This is a genomic window from Salinicola halophyticus, assembly GCF_003206695.1.
Classification (GTDB): Bacteria; Pseudomonadota; Gammaproteobacteria; order Pseudomonadales; family Halomonadaceae; genus Salinicola; species Salinicola halophyticus.
This window is the reverse complement of sequence record NZ_PZJN01000009.1, coordinates 412,495-430,468: the sequence shown is the minus strand read 5'-3', so window position 1 is coordinate 430,468 and position 17,974 is coordinate 412,495. Positions and strand designations below refer to the sequence as shown.

Sequence of the window (17,974 nt, the reverse complement as noted above, 5' to 3'; positions counted from 1 at the left end):
GAATCGCGACTCCTGAGAGATCGAGAGAGCCATCGCTCAAGCGAACAACGGATCGAGAAAACGGCTTACCGCGTCAGACCCGCATCCTTCAGCACCTGCTTGTTGGCCTCGAAGCGCTTTTGCACGAACGACTTGAAATCATCCGGCCCGAGATAGGCGATACCCGCCTTGGCCTTGTCGGCAAAGGTCTTGAACTTGTCCGATTCGACCGTCGCCTTGCAGGCATCGGCGTACTGCTGGGCACGTTCATCCGAGATGCCCTTGGGGGCGACGACGCCTTGCCAGACGGCGAAATCCAGCTCGGGCAGGCCGAGCTCCTCGATCGTCGGCACGTCGTCGTAGCCCTCGACGCGATGGTCGGCAAACACCGCCAGCGGGCGGAGATCGTAGTTTTCGAGAATGGTCTCGGTATCGGCCATGATCTGGATCTCGTTGCCCGCCAGCGCATTCATCGCCGGGCCCGAACCGCTGTAGGGAATGTGCTCGGCTTTGAGGTCGCTGTTGACCACAGTTGCCGCCATGGCGAGATGCGGCAGCGTTCCCGGGCCGGAAGAGCCATAGAGGAACGGCTGATCCTGGGACTCCTTGACCAGCTGCTTGAACGAGGTGATGTCGGAGGATTTCGAGACCATCAGGAACATCGGATTGGAAACGGTGCGGCAGATGTAGGTGAAGCTATCCGGACCGTAGGGCAGCTTTTTCAGCGAGGGCTGAATCGTCAGCGCCCCGGCCGGCTCGTAGCCGATGATGTTGGGATTGCCCTCGCTCTTGGCGACTTCTGCCGTACCGACCGTAGCGCTGGCCCCGGCGACGTTGCGCACCACCGAGGTAACGCCCAGCTGCTGCGAGAAAGTCGGCTCGAAGCTGCGCGCGACGATGTCCGTGGCGCCACCGGCTGCGAACGGCACGATGATGTCCAGATTGTCGGCGGCCACGGCCGACTGGGTCGCGCCGATCAGCGCGAGTGCGGCCAGCAAATAACGCAATGATGTCATGGTTAGCTCCATTTTTCGTAGCGCTGCGAAAACGGCGGAAAACAAGCGCTTTAGCAGAATTCGATAGACCTCTGAGTGCTTATCCTGATCTCGATCGAGTTGCTGCCTCGCCTAAACCTTTCGATGCATAACGCCTGCTCTGAGAATCGAGCTAAAATCGTAGCGCTACGATTTTTGACGGACAATCATTGCCATTCGTCCATTCGTCGTAGAATTAGACCAAAAGACGAGAGCCGTTGACGAGACGAAACCTCACCAATGACCCGGTACACTACCGAGCCAAATCGAAACATCATCGAAACAGCAACGCAGGGAACGTCACGTACCGGCACCAGTTCGCAAACCGATGACGCTGACGTTTTAAGGATCGAAAGTGGCCAGAAACAGACGCAGTTCACAGCGCGTGACCATGGGCGAAGTCGCCCAGTTGGCCAACGTTTCACCGAGCACGGTATCGCTCTACCTGCGCCGACCTGGCGAGGTCTCCCCCCGCCGCGCCGACAAGATCCAGGCGGCCATCGACCGACTCGGCTATCTGCCCAATACCATGGCCGGCGGGCTGGCCTCTTCTCGCTCCAACGTGATTGGCGTACTGGTGCCCACCATCACCAACTCGTTCTTTTCGGAGACGCTCGAGACGCTGGAACGCCATCTGCGCAGCGCCGGTTATCAACTGTTGATCGGCAACACCGAATTCGACGATTCGCGGGAAGAGGAGCTGATCCGCTCGATCCTGAGCTGGAACCCCGCCGGCCTGGTGCTGACCGGCTTTCTGCATAACCGCAAGTCGCTGTCGCTGCTCGCCCACAACGACACGCCCATCGTCGAGATGTGGGACTACGGTCAGCCGGGACTGGACATGGTGGTGGGGTTTTCGCATCACAGCTGCGGTCGCCTGGTGGCCGAGCACATGCTGCGTCAGGGCCGCCGCCGGATGGCCTTCGTCAGCACCAACTTTCAGCGCGACGTGCGCGCAGGGGATCGTTACCACGGCTTTCGCGACACCGTCGAAGCCGCCGGCGGCACGGTCGAGCTTCGCGAGCTGAGCGGGCGCAGCCATGCCGAAGAGACCGGCCGGCTGACTCAGACGTTGCTCCAGGAACATCCCGACATCGAAGCCATCGCCTGTTCCAACGACATGGTGGCGCTCGGGGTGATGATGGAATGCCAACGCCAGCACTGGGCCATTCCCGACCGTATTGCCCTTGCCGGCTTCGGCAATCTGGACTTCACCACCAGTACCGTGCCTCCGCTCACCACCATCGAACCGCCCCGCCGGGAAATCGGCCAGCACACCGCCCGAATGCTGCTGTCACGTCTCAAGGGGGAACTGCCGGAGAGCGACAGACGCCTCGACCTCGGGGTGAGGCTGGTGGAAAGGCAAAGTGTCTGAGCGATCTCGGTTCGAAGGCCGCTCCCCGAAGCGCCGCCGCAGCGCGAGACGCTCAGCCGGTTGCGAACGGTAGAAGCGATTCGGGCTACCGGGTGGAGAGATGCCCCGTCATCGGCCATGCTGATAGCCTCGAATTCAGCAAGGAGGCCTGCATGAAACCCTACACGCTCTGGACAATAATCGGCACTTCCACGGCCATCCTCTCGGGTGTGGCGACCCGCCAGGCGCTCAAGCAAGCGACCCGTCGTCACGCTTTCGAACCGCCAATCAACCCGGACGATCCCGACGTACGCTGGCGCGAGGCGCTGCTGTGGGGCGCTGCTTCCGGCGTTGCGGTGGGCGTGGGCCGGATCCTGGGCTGGAAGATGGCCTCCAGCGGCCTGCGTCGCGCTCGCCGGACTCGTCGGGGCCAACGCCTGCTTTCGCGTATCGAAGACTGAAGTCGCGCCCCAGTGGCGGGCGCCGACAGTTATTCAATGCGAGGCGAAACGAAACGACCTCCCTCNNGAGGGAGGTCGTTTCATTATCGATCATCGACGAGTGCGCGCTGCCGCACAAGATCCCGACAGCGGACGAGTCAGCCATTCCTGAACGCGAATGAAACTGAGAAGAATTATCATTATTGACTGGCCGTCGTATGCTACGGATAATCCCCGAGCCCGCTACTAAAAAAACCGCGGGCCTATAAGAAGGGATCATTCACTCTTGGGGATCATCACGATGAGCGGTCGCAATCGCACGATCGTGAGCCGCGGGAACCCGCCTTGGTGGCACCAGACCACCACGGCGATTCTCTGCGGCTCCGTACTATTCGCCATTCCCGCCATCGGGTGCGCGCAGCAGACAGAAGACGGGGCGTACCGGCTATCTCCCGTTATCGTCAACGCTCAGGCAGCGCCCGATGACGACGCCGATACCGTGGTCGCCCGCGAGCTATGGGTTGGCGGCAAAGTCGCCACGAGCATTCAGGACACGCCCGCCTCCGTCTCGGTGATCACCCAGCAAGAGATCGAGCAGCGCGATGCTCAGACCACCGAAGAAGTCCTGCAGTACACTCCCGGTGTCGTCACCGATTACTACGGTACCGACGACCGTAACGACTACTTCCAGATTCGCGGTTTTCAGGCCACGACCTATCGCGATGGCATGACGCTCGGCTCCATGCGCGGCGTGCGGGAAGACCCTTACGCCTACGAGCGCATCGAAGTGCTGCGCGGCTCGAACTCGACGCTGTTCGGTCCAGCGGATCCGGGCGGCTCGGTCAACTTCGTCAGCAAGCGACCGCGTTTCGAGCGCTTCGCCAATGGCTTCCTCTCCTACGGCTCGTTCGATCACAAGGAAGCCGGCATCGATGTCGGTGATGTCGTGGATTCGGACCAGACGCTCGCCTACCGTTTCACTGGCAAGATTCAGGACAGCGATCGCGAGTACGACCACTCGAAGAACAACAACGGGCTGCTGATGGGCGGCCTGACGTGGGAACCGACGGATCAGACCTCGGCAACGCTGATCGTCGACTATCTCAATCGCGATGACACGCCCAACAGCGGCGGCTATCCGCTCGACCGGGAGTACGACCGGGACGATTTCTTCGGCGAACCCGGTTTCAACGACCATGATGTCGACCGCACCAGCGTCACCGGCCAGCTGATCCACGATTTCGAAAACGGCCTGACGCTGCGCGCCAACGCCCGCTACAGCGATCTCGAGGACGACTTCCAGTACGTCTATATCACTGATTCCGCGGCACGCACCGGTACGCTACTGGATCGTGACTACTTCGGTACCGATACCGACACTCACGAATTCATCGGCAACACGATCCTGCAGTACGATGCCAGCGTCGGCGATATCGACAGCAGCACGCTGGGCGGCGTCGAGTACCGTGATGCCTCGACCGATACTCAATCCATCTACGGCGATGCAGCGCCCATCGATATCGCCAATCCGGTCTACAGCGGCGGCCCCGATAACCTGACACCCTACCGGTACGAGAACCAGGATTACCGAACTCGCTCGGTCTTCCTGACGCAGAATCTCTCCTTCTACGATCGCTTCGTCGTCAGTGCCGGCGTGCGCAACGACTCGATGGATCTCTCGAGCGAAGGTGAATCCTACGGCGCCGCTTTCGATGACAGCGACGATGTCTCGGAGACCACCGTTCGCGGCGCGCTGACCTATATCGTCAGCGATGAGCTCTCCACCTACATCAGTTACGTGGAGTCGGTCGCGCCGCCCACCATCGGCGTCACCCCGGAGCGCGGCAAACAGCAGGAGATCGGCCTAAAGTACTCGCCCGACGGCATGAAAGCCCAGTTCTCGGCGGCGGTCTACAACCTGGAAAGAGACGACGTGACCATCGCCGTGGTGCAGGACAATGGCGCCATCGATCAGCAGACCGTGGGTGAATCCCGAGCGCGCGGCCTCGATCTCGAAGCCAAGGCCGAGTTGACCGACAGCCTGAGCATCGTCGGCGGCTACTCCTACCTGGATACGGAAGTGCTGAGCGGCACGCTCAACAGTGGCGCCTCGATCGAAGGCAACGACTTCGCCATCGCTCCGAAACACACCGCCATGCTGTGGGGCTACTACACGCTGCCGGGCGAGAAGATGAGCGTCGGCCTCGGCGCCCGCTATACCGATGGCTACTATTTCGACGCCGCCAATACATCGAAGAGCGGTTCGGCGACACTGATCGACGCCGCCTTCGACTACCGGATCGTCCGCAACACCGACTTCACGGTCAACGTCAGCAACCTCTTCGACGAGCAGCACATCGTCGGCTCCGGCACGGCCAACTACTACAACCCGGGTCGCGAGATCCGTGCGAAAGTGAGCTATCACTGGTAACACCGGTGATGACGTATGGCGCCACCCGAACGGCCCCGGCCGCTCGGGGTCAACGTCTGTCCCTCTGCCATACACGCCGTCGAATTCTCAGTTACAGCGAGATATCAGTATGGCGATAACCTGACATCGGACTAGCGTCCAACCAGTGGCTCGGCGCGAGGCCTTCGACACCTGTGCAATCTTCTGCGTTATCGAGAGGGTCGCGCTGACATGCGCCCCTTTTCACACCACCATCACTTCCGAGGCAGCAGCTCGGCTCTCACGCCGGGCTCGGCAACAACGAGCGATTGGCTTCGACGACCTCCTTCAGTGCTTCGATGAAATGCTCTGCCGCCGGCGACAGTTCGCGACGGCGAGACGTGAGTATGCCGATATCACGATAAAGCCGTTCACGGATCGGAATCAGGCAGACATCGTCGCGACGGAACATCATCTTGAGCGACGACGGCAACGCACTGACGCCGATGTCATTGGCGACCATACCGAGAATGGTCGACTGATAGGCGGCAACCTGTACCGGTTCCATCGGCCTGCCGGTCATGGCGAAGCCCTTCTCGGTCAGACGCCGCATGCTTGTCCGCGTCTTCATCGCGATGAACGGCCATTCGACGATTTGCCGCCAGCTGACCTCAGTGGCGTCGGCCAGGGGATGGCGCGGTGAACAGACGAAGTAGAGATAGTCCTTATAGATCGGCTGGAAATCCACCTCGTCGACGGCAGTCGGGGCCACGCTGACGCCGAAATCGACATCGCCGGCTATTACCTGCTGATAGATCGGTTCGTCGCTCTCCTCCAGATACTCCAGCCCGATATCGGGGTAGCGAGCCTGAAACGACGCCATCGCGGCGGGAATCAGACTACCGCCCACCGTGAGCAGTGCCGCGAAACTCAAACGCCCACGCTGACCACTGGCGAGCGCACGCATGTCCTGCATGCCACGCTCCAGACGGGCGAGTACGCGTTCGGCTACCGGCAGAAATTCGTGACCTGCCGCGGACAACCGCACCCGGCGAGTCGTTCGCTCGAATAATCTAATGCCGAGAACATCCTCGAGCTGACGTACTAGATGACTCAGCGATGGCTGGGAAAGGTGAAGCTTTTCAGCCGCTTCGGTAAAGCTGCCAAGGTCGGCGACTGCAATTAGGGCTTCGAGCTGGCGAGCCGTCACGTTATTCATTGGGATATCCAATTAATCCATTTTCTATTCGAATTTATCCGATTAATTACGCCAAGTATTCTGCCTTGACTCCAAAAAACTTTTCCATCGCCTCCAAGAGCACGACTCATGCTGAAACAAGTGATCGATCTGCACGAGATTCTCGATAGTCCCAACGCCTCGGGCGAGCGCGTCAAGGCGTACCTGGTCGCCTGCGGCGCGACGCCGGAGACGGTCAAGATCACCCGCGTCACCTCCGAGAAAGGCGCTTCCGACTTTCTGCATGTGACGATCGCTGGTACTCGCGGCAAGCAGGCCGGCGGCGACGCGCCGACGCTGGGCGTGATCGGTCGTCTCGGCGGCATCGGCGCGCGTCCGGAGATCACCGGTTACGTCTCCGATGGCGATGGTGCCCTGGCGGCCACTTCGGCGGCGGCCAAGCTGATCAGCATGGCCGCGCGCGGCGATCGTCTGGCAGGCGACGTGATCATGACCACGCATATTTGCCCCGATGCGCCGACCCGCGAACATCATCCGGTACCGTTTATGGATTCGCCCATCACCATGGAAGATACCTGGGAACACGAGATCGACGACGCCATGGATGCCGTGGTCTCCATCGATACCACCAAAGGCAATCGCATCATCAACGTGCGCGGCGTAGCGATGTCGCCGACGGTCAAGCAGGGCTACATCCTGCGTACCAGTGAAGATCTGATGGACGTGATGTCTCGCGTGACCGGACGACTCCCGGAAGTCTTTGCGCTGACCCAACAGGACATCACCCCTTATGGCAATGGACTTCATCACCTGAACAGCATTCTGCAGCCGGCAGTCGCCACTGCGGCACCGGTGGTCGGCGTCGCCCTGGCGGCGGAGACCGCGGTCGCAGGTTGCGCCACGGGTGCAAGCCATGAGGTGGATATCGAGCAGGCGGCGCGCTTTGCCGTCGAGGTCGCCAAGGATTTCACCGCGGGTATTTGCCAGTTTTACGACACCAAAGAATTCGCACGCCTGACCGAGCTCTACGGCGAGCAGACTCGTTTCCAGCAAGGCGGAGCACGCGGATGAGCGAAGCGACCGCAACGTCGCGTCTCGGCATTGTGACTATCGGCCAGGCGCCCCGCAGCGATCTGCATGACGACCTCGCCACGCTACTTGATAGACGGGTCGAGATCGTCGAACGCGGCGCGCTGGACGCGCTGACGCTGGAGCAGATCGAGCGTTGCTATCCGGTGAGCGATCAACCGCAGGTGTTGGTCTCTCGGATGCGGGACGGGCGCCAGGTGACGATTGCCGAGCCGGATCTCGAACCCTTGCTGGATACGGCGATCCGCGCCATGGCAAGCGACGATGGCGTCGATGCCATCGTCGTGCTGTGCACCGGCGAGCTGCCGGATTACCACGACCTGGGCTTGCCGGTGCTGTCACCCAAGCGACTGGTGCGTCACGGCATTCAGGCGCTGTTCCCTAGCGGAAGATTGCTGGTGATGAGTCCGGAGTCGCGGCAGATGGAGAACACCCGGGCACGCTGGGAAGCGGCCGGATTTAGCGTCGAGACGCTTAGCGCCTCACCCTACGGTGACCCCGCCGAACTGGAACGCGCGGCACACGAAGCAGCAAGCCTCGAATGCGATCTGCTCTATCTCGACTGCATGGGCTACACGCTGTCGCAACGTCAGCGTATCGCTGAGCTTTCCGGTCGACGCACGATCACGCCACGACAGCTGGTTTTCAGCGCAGCCAATTTGCTGCTGGCGTAACGGTTTCGCAACAAACACAACAATCTGATCCGCAACAACGGGAACGACAACGATATGAACGACACGACATCGCCGGCAACATCCGACACCGGCGACGCTCAAGGGAAACGCCGCCACCCGCGCTTCTTCGCACCCGGCCAGATGGTGGTCAACGTCATTGTCTGCGTGCTGGGCGCGATCATCGGCATGGAGCTGATCACCCGCGTCGGCATCACGCCCAATACCTCGATCATCGGCGCGCTGATCGCGATTCTGCTCTCCTATATTCCGTTGCGCCTTTTTCGCCGTTATCGCTCGCTGGAGAGCCAGACGCTGGTGCAGACGACAATCTCCGGTGCGACCTTCTCGGCCGCCAATGGTCTGCTATTGCCGTTGGCAATTCCGTTTCTGATGGGCGAGTCAGAGATGCTGACACCGATGCTGATCGGCGCCGCTCTGGCAGTCGTCACCGACGCCTCGATTCTCTACTTTTCTTTCGACAGCAAGATCTTCTCCGCGCGCGCCGCCTGGCCGCCAGGACTGGCCACGGCGGAAGCTCTGAAAGCCGCTGCCAACAAGGGGAGTAACGCCCTTCTGCTGCTGGTCGGCATGGTCGGAGGCATGGTCGGCAAAGCTTTCGGCATTCCCGCGGACATGTTCGGTATCGCCTGGATCGCCAACATCTTCGCCATGTGCGCGCTGGGTCTCGGCCTGATTCTACGTGGCTACTCCGAACAGCTATTCGGCTTCGACATCAGCACCGCCTATATTCCCCATGGCATCATGATCGGCGCTGGCTTGGTGGCGCTGATCCAGATCCTGCTATTGATGCGCCGTGATCGCCACCAGAAGGAGTCTGACGGCGAATCGACCCAGCGTCCGACACGTTCCGCGCTACAGATGCGCACTGCCATGCTGAGCGGCTTCGGCGCCTATCTGATCATTGCGCTGATTCTGGCGCTGGGTACCGGAATCTATACCGGCATGTCGATCGGCATGCTGATCGGCTGGCTGGTATTCGCCGCGTTGGCGGCGATGGCCTCCGAGCTGATCGTGGGTATCGCGGCAATGCACTCCGGCTGGTTCCCCTCTTTCGCGACGGCGCTGATCTTCTTGGTGATCGGCATGCTATTGGGTTTCCCAACCACCGCGCTGGGCATTCTGGTCGCATTTACCGTGGCGACCGGCCCGGCATTCGCCGATATGGCTTACGATCTCAAGGCCGGCTGGACCATCCGCGGCGAAGGCAGCGATCTCGAATACGAGATGGAGGGCCGACGCCAGCAGTACTTCGCAGAACTGTTCAGCTTCGGCGTGGCGATCGTGATCGTCGCCTTCGCCTTTAAGGCCTACTTCGCCGCGGACCTGGTACCACCGGTAGCACGCGTCTACGTTGCCACCATCGACGCCGGTGCCAGCTTCGAAGTCGCCAAGCAACTACTGATCTGGGGCATTGTTGGCGCCGTCATACAGCTCGTCGGCGGGGTATCACGTCAAATCGGCGTGCTGCTGGCCACGGGGCTTTTGATCACGTCGCCGATCGCCGGGATCGTGATCTACCTCGCCCTGCTGATACGCTGGATCGTGATCAAGCGCTTCGGCAAAACAGGCGGCCACAAGCTTTACGTGCTAGGCGCCGGCTTCATCACTGGCTCGGCGCTCTACAGCTTCTTTTCCTCGACTTTGAAGCTGGGCTCGAAATAAGCCACTAGGCCGCCATACCCATATCCACCGTGCGCATGAGGGCGTCGACAAGGCGCGCTTCGCATTTTAGGAGTCTTCGCATGTCACGTCTTCTGCTACTCAGTAGTTCTCGCGCCGGTGCGACCGGCTATCTTGATCACGCGCAGCCGCTGATCGCCGATTTTCTCGAAGCCAACCCGGCGCCGGTCCAGCGTGTGCTGTTCATCCCCTTCGCCGGTGCGGGCAAGACCTTCGATTCCTATCTCGAACAGGTGCGACCAGCATTCTCGGCCATCGGCCTTGAGATCGAGAGTGTCCATCAGGCGCCGGACCCGAAAACCGCCGTGCGCGAGGCGCAGGCCATCGCGGTCGGCGGCGGCAACACCTTTGCATTGATCAAGCGGCTCTACGACGCCGACCTGCTCGACCCGATCCGTGAGCGCGTCGCCGCGGGTGTGCCCTACATCGGCTGGAGCGCCGGGTCCAACATCGCCGGGCCCACCCTCTGCACCACCAACGACATGCCGATCGTCGAGCCGCCCAGCTTCGTCACGCTCGGCCTGGTGCCGTTCCAGCTCAACCCGCACTTTCTCTCCGGCAAGCCGGCCGGCCATAACGGCGAGAGCCGCGAGGAACGCATCGCCGAGTATCTGGCGCTCAATCCCGAGGCGCTGGTCGTCGCGCTGCGCGAGGGCACGGCACTGCGCCGGGAAGCCGATACGCTGGCGCTTGTCGGGGAACTCGATGGGGCAACGTTCGCCAAGGATGGCCAGCAAACACTGACCGCCGGTAGCCGGCTGGATTCTCTGCTGACTCGGGGACTCACCGCATGAAGCACATCGGTACTCTGCGCGTGGTGACCAGCAAGGACCGGGGGTTCTATAGCATCACCGGCGCCTGATTCGGGCAAGTACCGACGCCCGACACGCCGCAAGAGGCCGGGTGTTTGCCGCCGCTGCGGCGCTGGATCGCGAGCAGTTCAATATCCCCGCGATGTCGTCGATAATGAGCGGATGAGTAAACCTACTCATCCGCCGCCAGCGCACGAAGCCTCCAAGACGCCATGACGGCAGACCTTTTCCGCCGATACTCACACGGATCGATCCGAACATGGCGTTCGACCCTGCCACGATACTGACACTGACCATCGCCATTGCGGCCGCTGCAGCGCTCTACCTGCTGCTGGAGTGGCGTAGCACGCAGGATGTCTCACTGCTCTACTGGTCCACCGGCTTCGGCTCTATCACGCTGGGATGTTCGCTGGCGCTGCTGCGCACCAGTGGTCATTTCCTGATCGGCGTCTGGTTCGCCAACGGCTTGCTGGTGTTCGCGCACTGGATGTTCCTGCTGGGGGTGGCGCGTTTCGTCGACGGCCGGCTGTCACCGGCCTGGTGGCTGTTGATCCCGATCTGGTGCGGCCTTTTGCTGCTGCCGGACGGCGCGACTTCGTCGAAGTTCTACCTGATCGTCAACTCGTTGCTGGTCGCCACCCTCGCGTTGAGAGCGAGCCTGCTGCTCCAGCTGGAACGGGACGTGGCAACGCTGGGCACTCGCCAACTGCACTACACGCTGCTCATTCACGGCGTTTTCTATCTCGCCAAGGTAGCACTGGCGCTGATTCCCGGTGAGCTGATCGACCTCGTGGCCTATCGCGGCCTGGTGATTCGAATCTCGTTGATCGAAGGCGTCATGGCGATCCTGCTGATCGCGCTGTCGATGACCGGGACGGTGCGTTACCGGCGCGAACGGCAGATCGAGCGACTCGCCGAGCGAGACCCATTGACCGCGCTCTACAACCGGCGCGCGTTCGAGACGCGAGCGCCGCGATTCTTGAGACATATCTCTCATGATCGGCCGGGGGCGCTGTTGCTGATCGACATCGACAACTTCAAGCCGGTCAACGACCTGCATGGTCATGGGGCGGGGGACCGGCTGCTGGTGACGTTGAGCGAACTGATTCGAGAGATTCTGCCCGAAGGCGCCCTGGCGGCCCGCCTGGGCGGCGACGAATTCGCAATTCTGCTGAGCGACAGCCCTCGCGAGACCGCCACGAGGCTGGGCGAGGAGCTGCGAGCTCGCTTTCATGCAGTCGCCTCGACGACTGTCGTCACCCCCATGGCCGTGACGCTGAGCATCGGCGGCAGCGTATTCGATCTGCCACCGAATGATCTGGGCGCGCTGATCGATCATGGCGACGCCACGCTATACGAGGCCAAACGCGGCGGCCGGGATCAACTGCGAGTGCTGGACCAGACCAAGGCGACCGGCGCGGGAGATGACGAATCGGCCCCCGCGCGCTCCATATCGAGCTGACGACCGCCCCGTTACAACGCGCCGTCGGCGATCGCTCTGGCCAGAGTCGGTGACAGCGGCAGACGGGGCAGCAGCGTTGCCTGATAGGCGTGATAGAGATCCGCCTTGCCGCTCCACACTTCGCTGGAAGGATGGTTGTGGCGGTCGAGCTCCTGCCACCAGCTACCGCGTTCGCGATCGATCAGGAAACGATCGATGTAATCCCAGAAACAGCGATACCAGGTTTCGTAGGTGGCGTCGCCGGTACGCTTGAGCAGCGCCGCCGAGGTCGCGGCGGCTTCGGCGAGCGTCCAGTGCATGCGCTCGTGCACTACCGGCTGGTTATCCCAGTTGTGGGTATAGACCAGGCCCGGTTGGCCATCGACGTGCCAGGCCAATTTGATCGCGCTATGGAAAAGCCCTTGGGCATCCTCGAGCAACCAGCCCGGTGTCTCTTCGCCATGGCGCAACAGCCCGCCCTCGAGATGCAGCATCAGCCGCGACCACTCGAATGCATGGCCCGGCGTGGCGCCGTAGGGGCGAAATTTATCCTTGGGGGTATCCTGATTGTAGTCGCGCCACTCGTTCCACTCGCTGTCGAAGTGCTCGACGACGCGATAGTCGTTGGGTCTGGCGTGGGCGTGGATGATCCTGTCGACGATGGAGAGCGCGCGCCTACGCCATTTCGGCTCATCGAGAACGTCGGCCAGCTGCAGGAAGGCTTCGGTGGCGTGCATGTTGCTGTTGCCGCCGCGATACGCTTCGTCTTCGCGCCAGTCACGCGAGAACCCCTCACGCATGCGCCCTTCGTCTTCCGCCCAGAATCGGGTTTCGATCACGTCGACGATGTCGTCGAGCAGCGACTTGGCCTCCTCGTCGCCTGCCTGCCAGGCGCTGGCGGCCGCGAGTGCCACGAACGCGTGGATATAGGCCTGCTTGGTCTGCGTTTCACCCGACCTGGGCCGCTCGCCGTACCAGCCGCCATGCTCGCTATCCCGCAGATCGCCCTTCAGCGCTGCGACGCCGTGCGCCACCAATGGCGCCATGCCCGGCTCGCCGCGCATCGCGGCCAGCGCGAAACAGTGCGTCATGCGGGCGGTAATCATGGTGTCGGGGTTGGCATCACCGGGCAGCCGGCCGTCCTCGTCGAGCGCGGCGAAACCACACTCGGGATGGCGCGAAGCGCGATAGAACGCCAGCAGACGCTGGCCTTCACTTTCCAGCCAATGAAGATGCGCCGGCCGGTCCAGCCAGCTGTCCTGGCGTGGCGGCAAATTGGAAGTCGTACCTGGCATGATTTCTCGAGCCTCCTCAGCCCTGTCGTCTGTCGACGATATCCTCAACGAGGAACCGTATGGATCGTGCGCCTATTCACCCCGCCCGAGACGTAAATGTCCATTCCACCTTCGCCGCTGCTACCCGGGAGAGATCACCCATTGACCACCATCCCGCCGTTGGGGTGAATCGTCTGACCGCTGATGAAGGACGAATCCAGCGAGGCCAGGAAGACGTAGCACGGCCCCAGTTCGGACGGCTGCGCGGCGCGCCCCATCGGGGTATCGGAGCCGAAATCCTCGAGCATCTGCGGGTCGTGGGCGCCTAGCGTGGCGGGCTGTAGCGGTGTCCATACCGGTCCCGGCGCGATCGCATTGACGCGAATGCCACGTCCCACGACCTGATTCGACAGCGACCGGGTAAAGCTGACGATCGCCCCCTTGGTCGCCGTGTAATCCACCAGAAAATCGGGCCCGATATAGGCGTTGACCGAGGTCGTATTGATGATCGCGTCATCTTCGCCCAGATGAGGAAGCGCGGCCTTGGTGAGATAGAACATGCCATGCATGTTGGTGGCGAACGTCTCGCGCCACTGTTCGTCGTCGAGCTCGGTGAGATCGTTACACACCTGCTGCGTGCCGGCGTTATTGACCAGAATATTGAGCCCGCCGAAGGTCTCGACGACACGTTCGAGCGCAGAGCGGCAAAACGCGGCATCGCGGATGTCACCGGCGATCAGCAGACACCGGCGTCCTTCCGCCTCGATCAGGCGCTGCGTTTCCTTGGCATCATCGTCTTCGCTGAGATACATGACCGCGACATCGGCACCTTCGCGGGCGAAGTGAATGGCTGCAGAACGGCCGATACCGCTATCGGCGCCGGTAATGAGCGCGATCTTGTTTTCGAGCTTGCCGCTACCGCGATAGCCCGGGCGAATGAATTCCGCTGGCGGCTGCATCAGGCCTTCTTTACCGGGTAGCGACTGTTGTTGCGCGTGAATTTCGGTTTTCTTGACCATCGTTGGCCGCTCCTTGGCTCGGGGTTGGGTTATGCACTGGACGAGGCAAACGAACTGAATCGAGTCAGCCGTCAAGCAGACGTCACTCGTTCAGGCCGACTTCGTGCAGATGGCTTACCTGCCAATGGCTTGTCTGCCAATGAACAACAGTCTTAGTTGAAGGGTACGAGCTCGGCAAGTCGTGGCCGGCCCCCCTTTAAGCCTGGCTCGAGACAGCCGATGCGTGCCCGATCAGGTCCCGGCCACACCAAAGGACCAGCCGACCGCAGCCGTTGCAGCCATGGCCATCAACCCCCATACAGTGACCCGCACCACGGCCACCCGCGGGCGCGAACCACCGACTTTCGCCGACAGTATCCCCAGCAGGCCGAGCGCCACCAACGAACCGGCGGCAACGACCACCGAAATGGCGTGTCGTGGCGCCATCAGCGAGGCGATGATCGGCAACCCCGCGCCGGCAAGAAAGGTCAGTGCCGACGTCAGCGCCGCCTGCAACGGGCGTGCCGCGTTGACCGTGCTGAAACCCAATTCATCGCGAGCGTGAGCGGCCAGGGCGTCGTGATGCATCAGCTTCTGGGCCACTTCATGCGCCAGCGCGGTGGACAAGCCTCGCGCCTCGTAGATTTCCGCCAGCTCACGGGTTTCGAACTCGTAGTTGGCGTCCAGCTCACGCCTTTCGCGCGCCAGATCGGCATGCTCGGTATCCTTCTGCGAGCTGACCGAGACGTACTCTCCCGCCGCCATCGACATCGCCCCGGCGACTGCTCCGGCGGCGCCCGCGGTCAACACGCCGGCCAGCGTCGCGCCCGCCGCCGCCATGCCGATGATCAGGCTGGCGATGGAAACGATACCGTCGTTGGCGCCCAGCACAGCCGCCCGCAGCCAACCCACACGATCGGAGTAGTGGCGCTCCTTGGGTATGGACATGCCTGGCTCGTGTCCCCGCTCTGATCTCATGAGTCGCTCGTCACTCCTCTCGTCATCCATTGGATTGGCATCTGCTCTTCTCAGTGCTTCATTTCGGTTCCCCATCCTCGCTCTTCCCTGGTTCTCCGCGCTGACTCGATCCTCGAATCGCCACCTTTGCCTCTGAAGCTTAGGCCAAGCCAATGGATCGAGGGGCGTCTCTCTAACCCCGGTGCATCGCGATGACCGCTGTGCGTTACCTGATCAGTAGGCACTGAGCTAATCACCCGGCACGGCATCGACCATTGGATCTCCTGTACTGCGGGGATCCAGCCAGCTTATCGCTGCTTATTCGGCCCGGCACATCAGCGGTCATGCGCATGAGAGCCACCGTCAATATGGCAAAAACTGTTTATCTGCGCATTAGTATCCTGGTCCCGAGCCGGCCCCTTTATCTCATTGCCGACAACAGCATTTTTTAAAAACCCGAATCGCCGTGTCCTGATCACCGTCAAAAAGAGCGCCGCCTTTATCACAGCTGACAGCTAGTAATATTTAATACTTTGGTATGTAGGACAAAGCTTACACGGTAGAGGAAATCTTCATAGGTCATTGTAAAAAATGCGATTTTGAAGAGTAACACCGGAGTTAGTTCAGACCTTTGTCTAACTAGACCATGGTTACAATGAAAGTTTACGAATTAATCGAAATAATGGCGCCCATCGCCGGTGATCAAAAACAACGACGCACGCCTGGCGAGGTGTCGAAGCGACACATCAATGGCAGCACCGGGTCGCATAGCGCCAGTCAATGCGGATTTACGACTCAGGCTTCCAATGAAGCTGGCAATGTTTCAGCGAACGAATAAGTGGTCAGTGCGACATTCTCGCCAAATTCTTTCCGGCCAAAAGCCGGTCGCTGATACTCGATTCATGAGCGGGCAGGGCAGCAACAGGTAACAAGGGAACGCAACATCGCCACATCGATAATGGATAAAAACCGGATTCGCTCACACCCCTTTCGGGTAGCTACCAGGATGTGAGTACGCCGAGCATGACGCTTTGGCAGAGCCTCGCGCGTGTCCGCCGACGGCGGATTTCTTCCAGAGCGCCTTGCGTAGCCGAATGATTCATACGGCTGCCAAAAAACAGCAGTCAACAACAGCAATCAACAACAGCAATCAACAACAGCAATCAACAACAGCAATCAACAACAGCAATCAACGATAAGACCACGAGGGACACCCATAATGATTGCCTCACAATCCGTGCTACGCCGGCCGCTTCTCGCCGCTGTCATCGGCGCTTCCTGCGTCATGCCGGCCCTGGCCCATGCCGATATCAATCCCAACTTTTTCGGCTACGCCCGTTCCGGTATCGGTTCGACCTCCGGCGGCGGCAGCCAGACCTGCTTCAAGTCGGCAGGAGCCCCGGCCAAGTACCGCCTGGGTAACGAATGCGAGACTTATGCCGAGCTGGGCCTGGGCGCACAGCTCTATCAGCAGCAGGATACGTCGTTCGACTTCGCCAGCCGCGTCGCCTATGTCACCGCGCAGGACAACGACTCCGAATCGCTTCAGGACGATGACAACGACATCGCCCTGCGGGAAATGTACGTCTCGGGCACCAACGTCGTCAGTGGCCTATCCGGCGCCTCGCTCTGGGCCGGTAAGCGCTTCTACAAACGCCACGATATCCACATGAACGACTTCTACTACTGGGACGTTTCCGGTCCTGGTGTGGGGATCTCGGATATCGATGTCGGCACCGGCAAGCTGAGTTTCGCCTGGACCCGCAGCTCCGGCAACGATGACGGCGATGGCCTGTTCCCGGATTCCGGTCAGCAGATCTCGGACGACACGGTCGATGCGCGCTGGACCGACATTCCCGTCAATCCCGGCGGCACGCTGCAGCTGGGTATCGACTATGGCCGTTCGTCGCTATCCAAGTGGCAGAAGGACTATTACGACGATCAAGGCGTCAACTACGACGACGGCGACAAGGGCTGGATGGGCACCATCGAGCACACCCAGAGCGACTGGTTCGGCGGCAGCAACACCTTTGCCGTGCAGTACGCCACCGACGGCATCATCACCCGTGACGGCAACGCCGTCGGCCGCGGCACCGGCTCGCTGCGCCAGGAAGGCAGCATGTGGCGCGTGCTCGACAGCGGCCAGATCTGGCTGGCGCCGGACAAGCTCGACATGCTCTACGCCCTCGTATACGAAGACAAGGACATGGACGACAACACCGGTCGCAAGTGGTTCTCAGCCGGCGTGCGCCCCGTCTACTACTGGAGCGACATCATGAGCACGGCGGTCGAGCTGGGCTATGACCGCATCGAGCCGCAGGGTGGCGTGAACGGCTATGACAGCGGTGATCACCATCTGACCAAGCTGACCCTCGCTCAGCAGTGGTCGGCCGGTCGCGGCGCCATGATTCGTCCGACCATCCGCCTGTTCGCCACTTACGCACAGTGGAACGGCGACGCCTACACCGATGCCCGCCAAGCCAACTCGCTCGACACCGGCGCCGGCCCCAACAACGTCGACATCGACGACAACAATGGCCTGACCTTCGGTGCGCAGATGGAGGTGTGGTGGGGTAGCTAATCCCCACAATCGCGAGAGCCATGCTCGCGCTGTTTCGATCCTTTGGGCTCCGG

14 protein-coding genes are annotated in these 17,974 nt (G+C 61.3%); 9 read left to right on the top strand and 5 right to left on the bottom strand.

The window, feature by feature from the left end; genetic code table 11:
* Positions 1-65: 65 nt before the first annotated feature.
* Positions 66-995: a Bug family tripartite tricarboxylate transporter substrate binding protein gene (locus DOM58_RS15895; protein WP_157957567.1), complete on the bottom strand. Its 930-nt coding sequence runs from the start codon at positions 993-995 to the stop codon at positions 66-68.
* 373 nt (positions 996-1,368) lie between these two features.
* Here DOM58_RS15895 and DOM58_RS15890 point away from each other — a divergent pair, with 373 nt between their 5' ends.
* The 3 genes from DOM58_RS15890 to DOM58_RS15880 all read left to right on the top strand — a co-directional run bounded on the left by DOM58_RS15890 (position 1,369) and on the right by DOM58_RS15880 (position 5,238).
* A complete protein-coding gene (locus tag DOM58_RS15890; RefSeq protein WP_110693662.1) occupies positions 1,369-2,388 on the top strand; it encodes a LacI family DNA-binding transcriptional regulator in 1,020 nt (339 codons plus the stop codon).
* Positions 2,389-2,540: 152 nt separating this feature from the next.
* The gene (locus DOM58_RS15885; RefSeq protein WP_075561919.1) at positions 2,541-2,828 is read left to right on the top strand and encodes a DUF4235 domain-containing protein; all 288 of its coding nucleotides are present in this window, start codon (positions 2,541-2,543) and stop codon (positions 2,826-2,828) included.
* A 280-nt stretch (positions 2,829-3,108) separates the two neighbouring features.
* Positions 3,109-5,238, top strand: coding sequence for a TonB-dependent siderophore receptor (locus DOM58_RS15880; RefSeq protein WP_110693714.1), 2,130 nt, complete (start codon positions 3,109-3,111; stop codon positions 5,236-5,238).
* Positions 5,239-5,497: 259 nt separating this feature from the next.
* Here DOM58_RS15880 and DOM58_RS15875 read toward each other — a convergent pair whose 3' ends face one another.
* Positions 5,498-6,415 (bottom strand): LysR family transcriptional regulator, encoded by a 918-nt coding sequence (locus tag DOM58_RS15875; protein ID WP_110693661.1) that lies wholly within the window; start codon positions 6,413-6,415, stop codon positions 5,498-5,500.
* Between the two features lie 108 nt (positions 6,416-6,523).
* On the opposite strand from DOM58_RS15875, the gene DOM58_RS15870 reads away from it, so the two are divergent.
* From DOM58_RS15870 to DOM58_RS15850, 5 genes are all read left to right on the top strand, one after another.
* Positions 6,524-7,465: a DUF1177 domain-containing protein gene (locus DOM58_RS15870; RefSeq protein ID WP_110693660.1), complete on the top strand. Its 942-nt coding sequence runs from the start codon at positions 6,524-6,526 to the stop codon at positions 7,463-7,465.
* Positions 7,462-8,157, top strand: coding sequence for an AroM family protein (locus tag DOM58_RS15865; protein WP_110693659.1), 696 nt, complete (start codon positions 7,462-7,464; stop codon positions 8,155-8,157). Before DOM58_RS15870 ends, DOM58_RS15865 begins: the two co-directional genes overlap by 4 nt.
* A gap of 54 nt (positions 8,158-8,211) precedes the next feature.
* The gene (locus DOM58_RS15860; protein WP_110693658.1) at positions 8,212-9,840 is read left to right on the top strand and encodes an OPT/YSL family transporter; all 1,629 of its coding nucleotides are present in this window, start codon (positions 8,212-8,214) and stop codon (positions 9,838-9,840) included.
* Positions 9,841-9,920: 80 nt separating this feature from the next.
* A complete protein-coding gene (pepE, locus tag DOM58_RS15855) occupies positions 9,921-10,652 on the top strand; it encodes a dipeptidase PepE (RefSeq protein ID WP_110693657.1) in 732 nt (243 codons plus the stop codon).
* Positions 10,653-10,929: 277 nt separating this feature from the next.
* Positions 10,930-12,132 carry a GGDEF domain-containing protein gene (locus tag DOM58_RS15850; protein ID WP_110693656.1) on the top strand — a complete coding sequence of 401 codons (1,203 nt, stop codon included), beginning with the start codon at positions 10,930-10,932 and terminating at the stop codon, positions 12,130-12,132.
* An 11-nt stretch (positions 12,133-12,143) separates the two neighbouring features.
* Here DOM58_RS15850 and DOM58_RS15845 read toward each other — a convergent pair whose 3' ends face one another.
* The 3 genes from DOM58_RS15845 to DOM58_RS15835 form a co-directional block, all read right to left on the bottom strand.
* Entirely contained in the window at positions 12,144-13,406 is a 1,263-nt protein-coding gene (locus DOM58_RS15845; protein ID WP_110693655.1) for a D-mannose isomerase, read from the bottom strand.
* Positions 13,407-13,540: 134 nt separating this feature from the next.
* Entirely contained in the window at positions 13,541-14,404 is an 864-nt protein-coding gene (locus DOM58_RS15840; protein ID WP_075561923.1) for an SDR family oxidoreductase, read from the bottom strand.
* 231 nt (positions 14,405-14,635) lie between these two features.
* Positions 14,636-15,331, bottom strand: a complete 696-nt coding sequence (locus DOM58_RS15835) for a VIT1/CCC1 transporter family protein (protein ID WP_110693654.1) — start codon at positions 15,329-15,331, stop codon at positions 14,636-14,638.
* A gap of 1,228 nt (positions 15,332-16,559) precedes the next feature.
* Here DOM58_RS15835 and DOM58_RS15830 point away from each other — a divergent pair.
* Positions 16,560-17,921 (top strand): maltoporin, encoded by a 1,362-nt coding sequence (locus DOM58_RS15830; protein ID WP_110693653.1) that lies wholly within the window; start codon positions 16,560-16,562, stop codon positions 17,919-17,921.
* Positions 17,922-17,974: the final 53 nt, after the last annotated feature.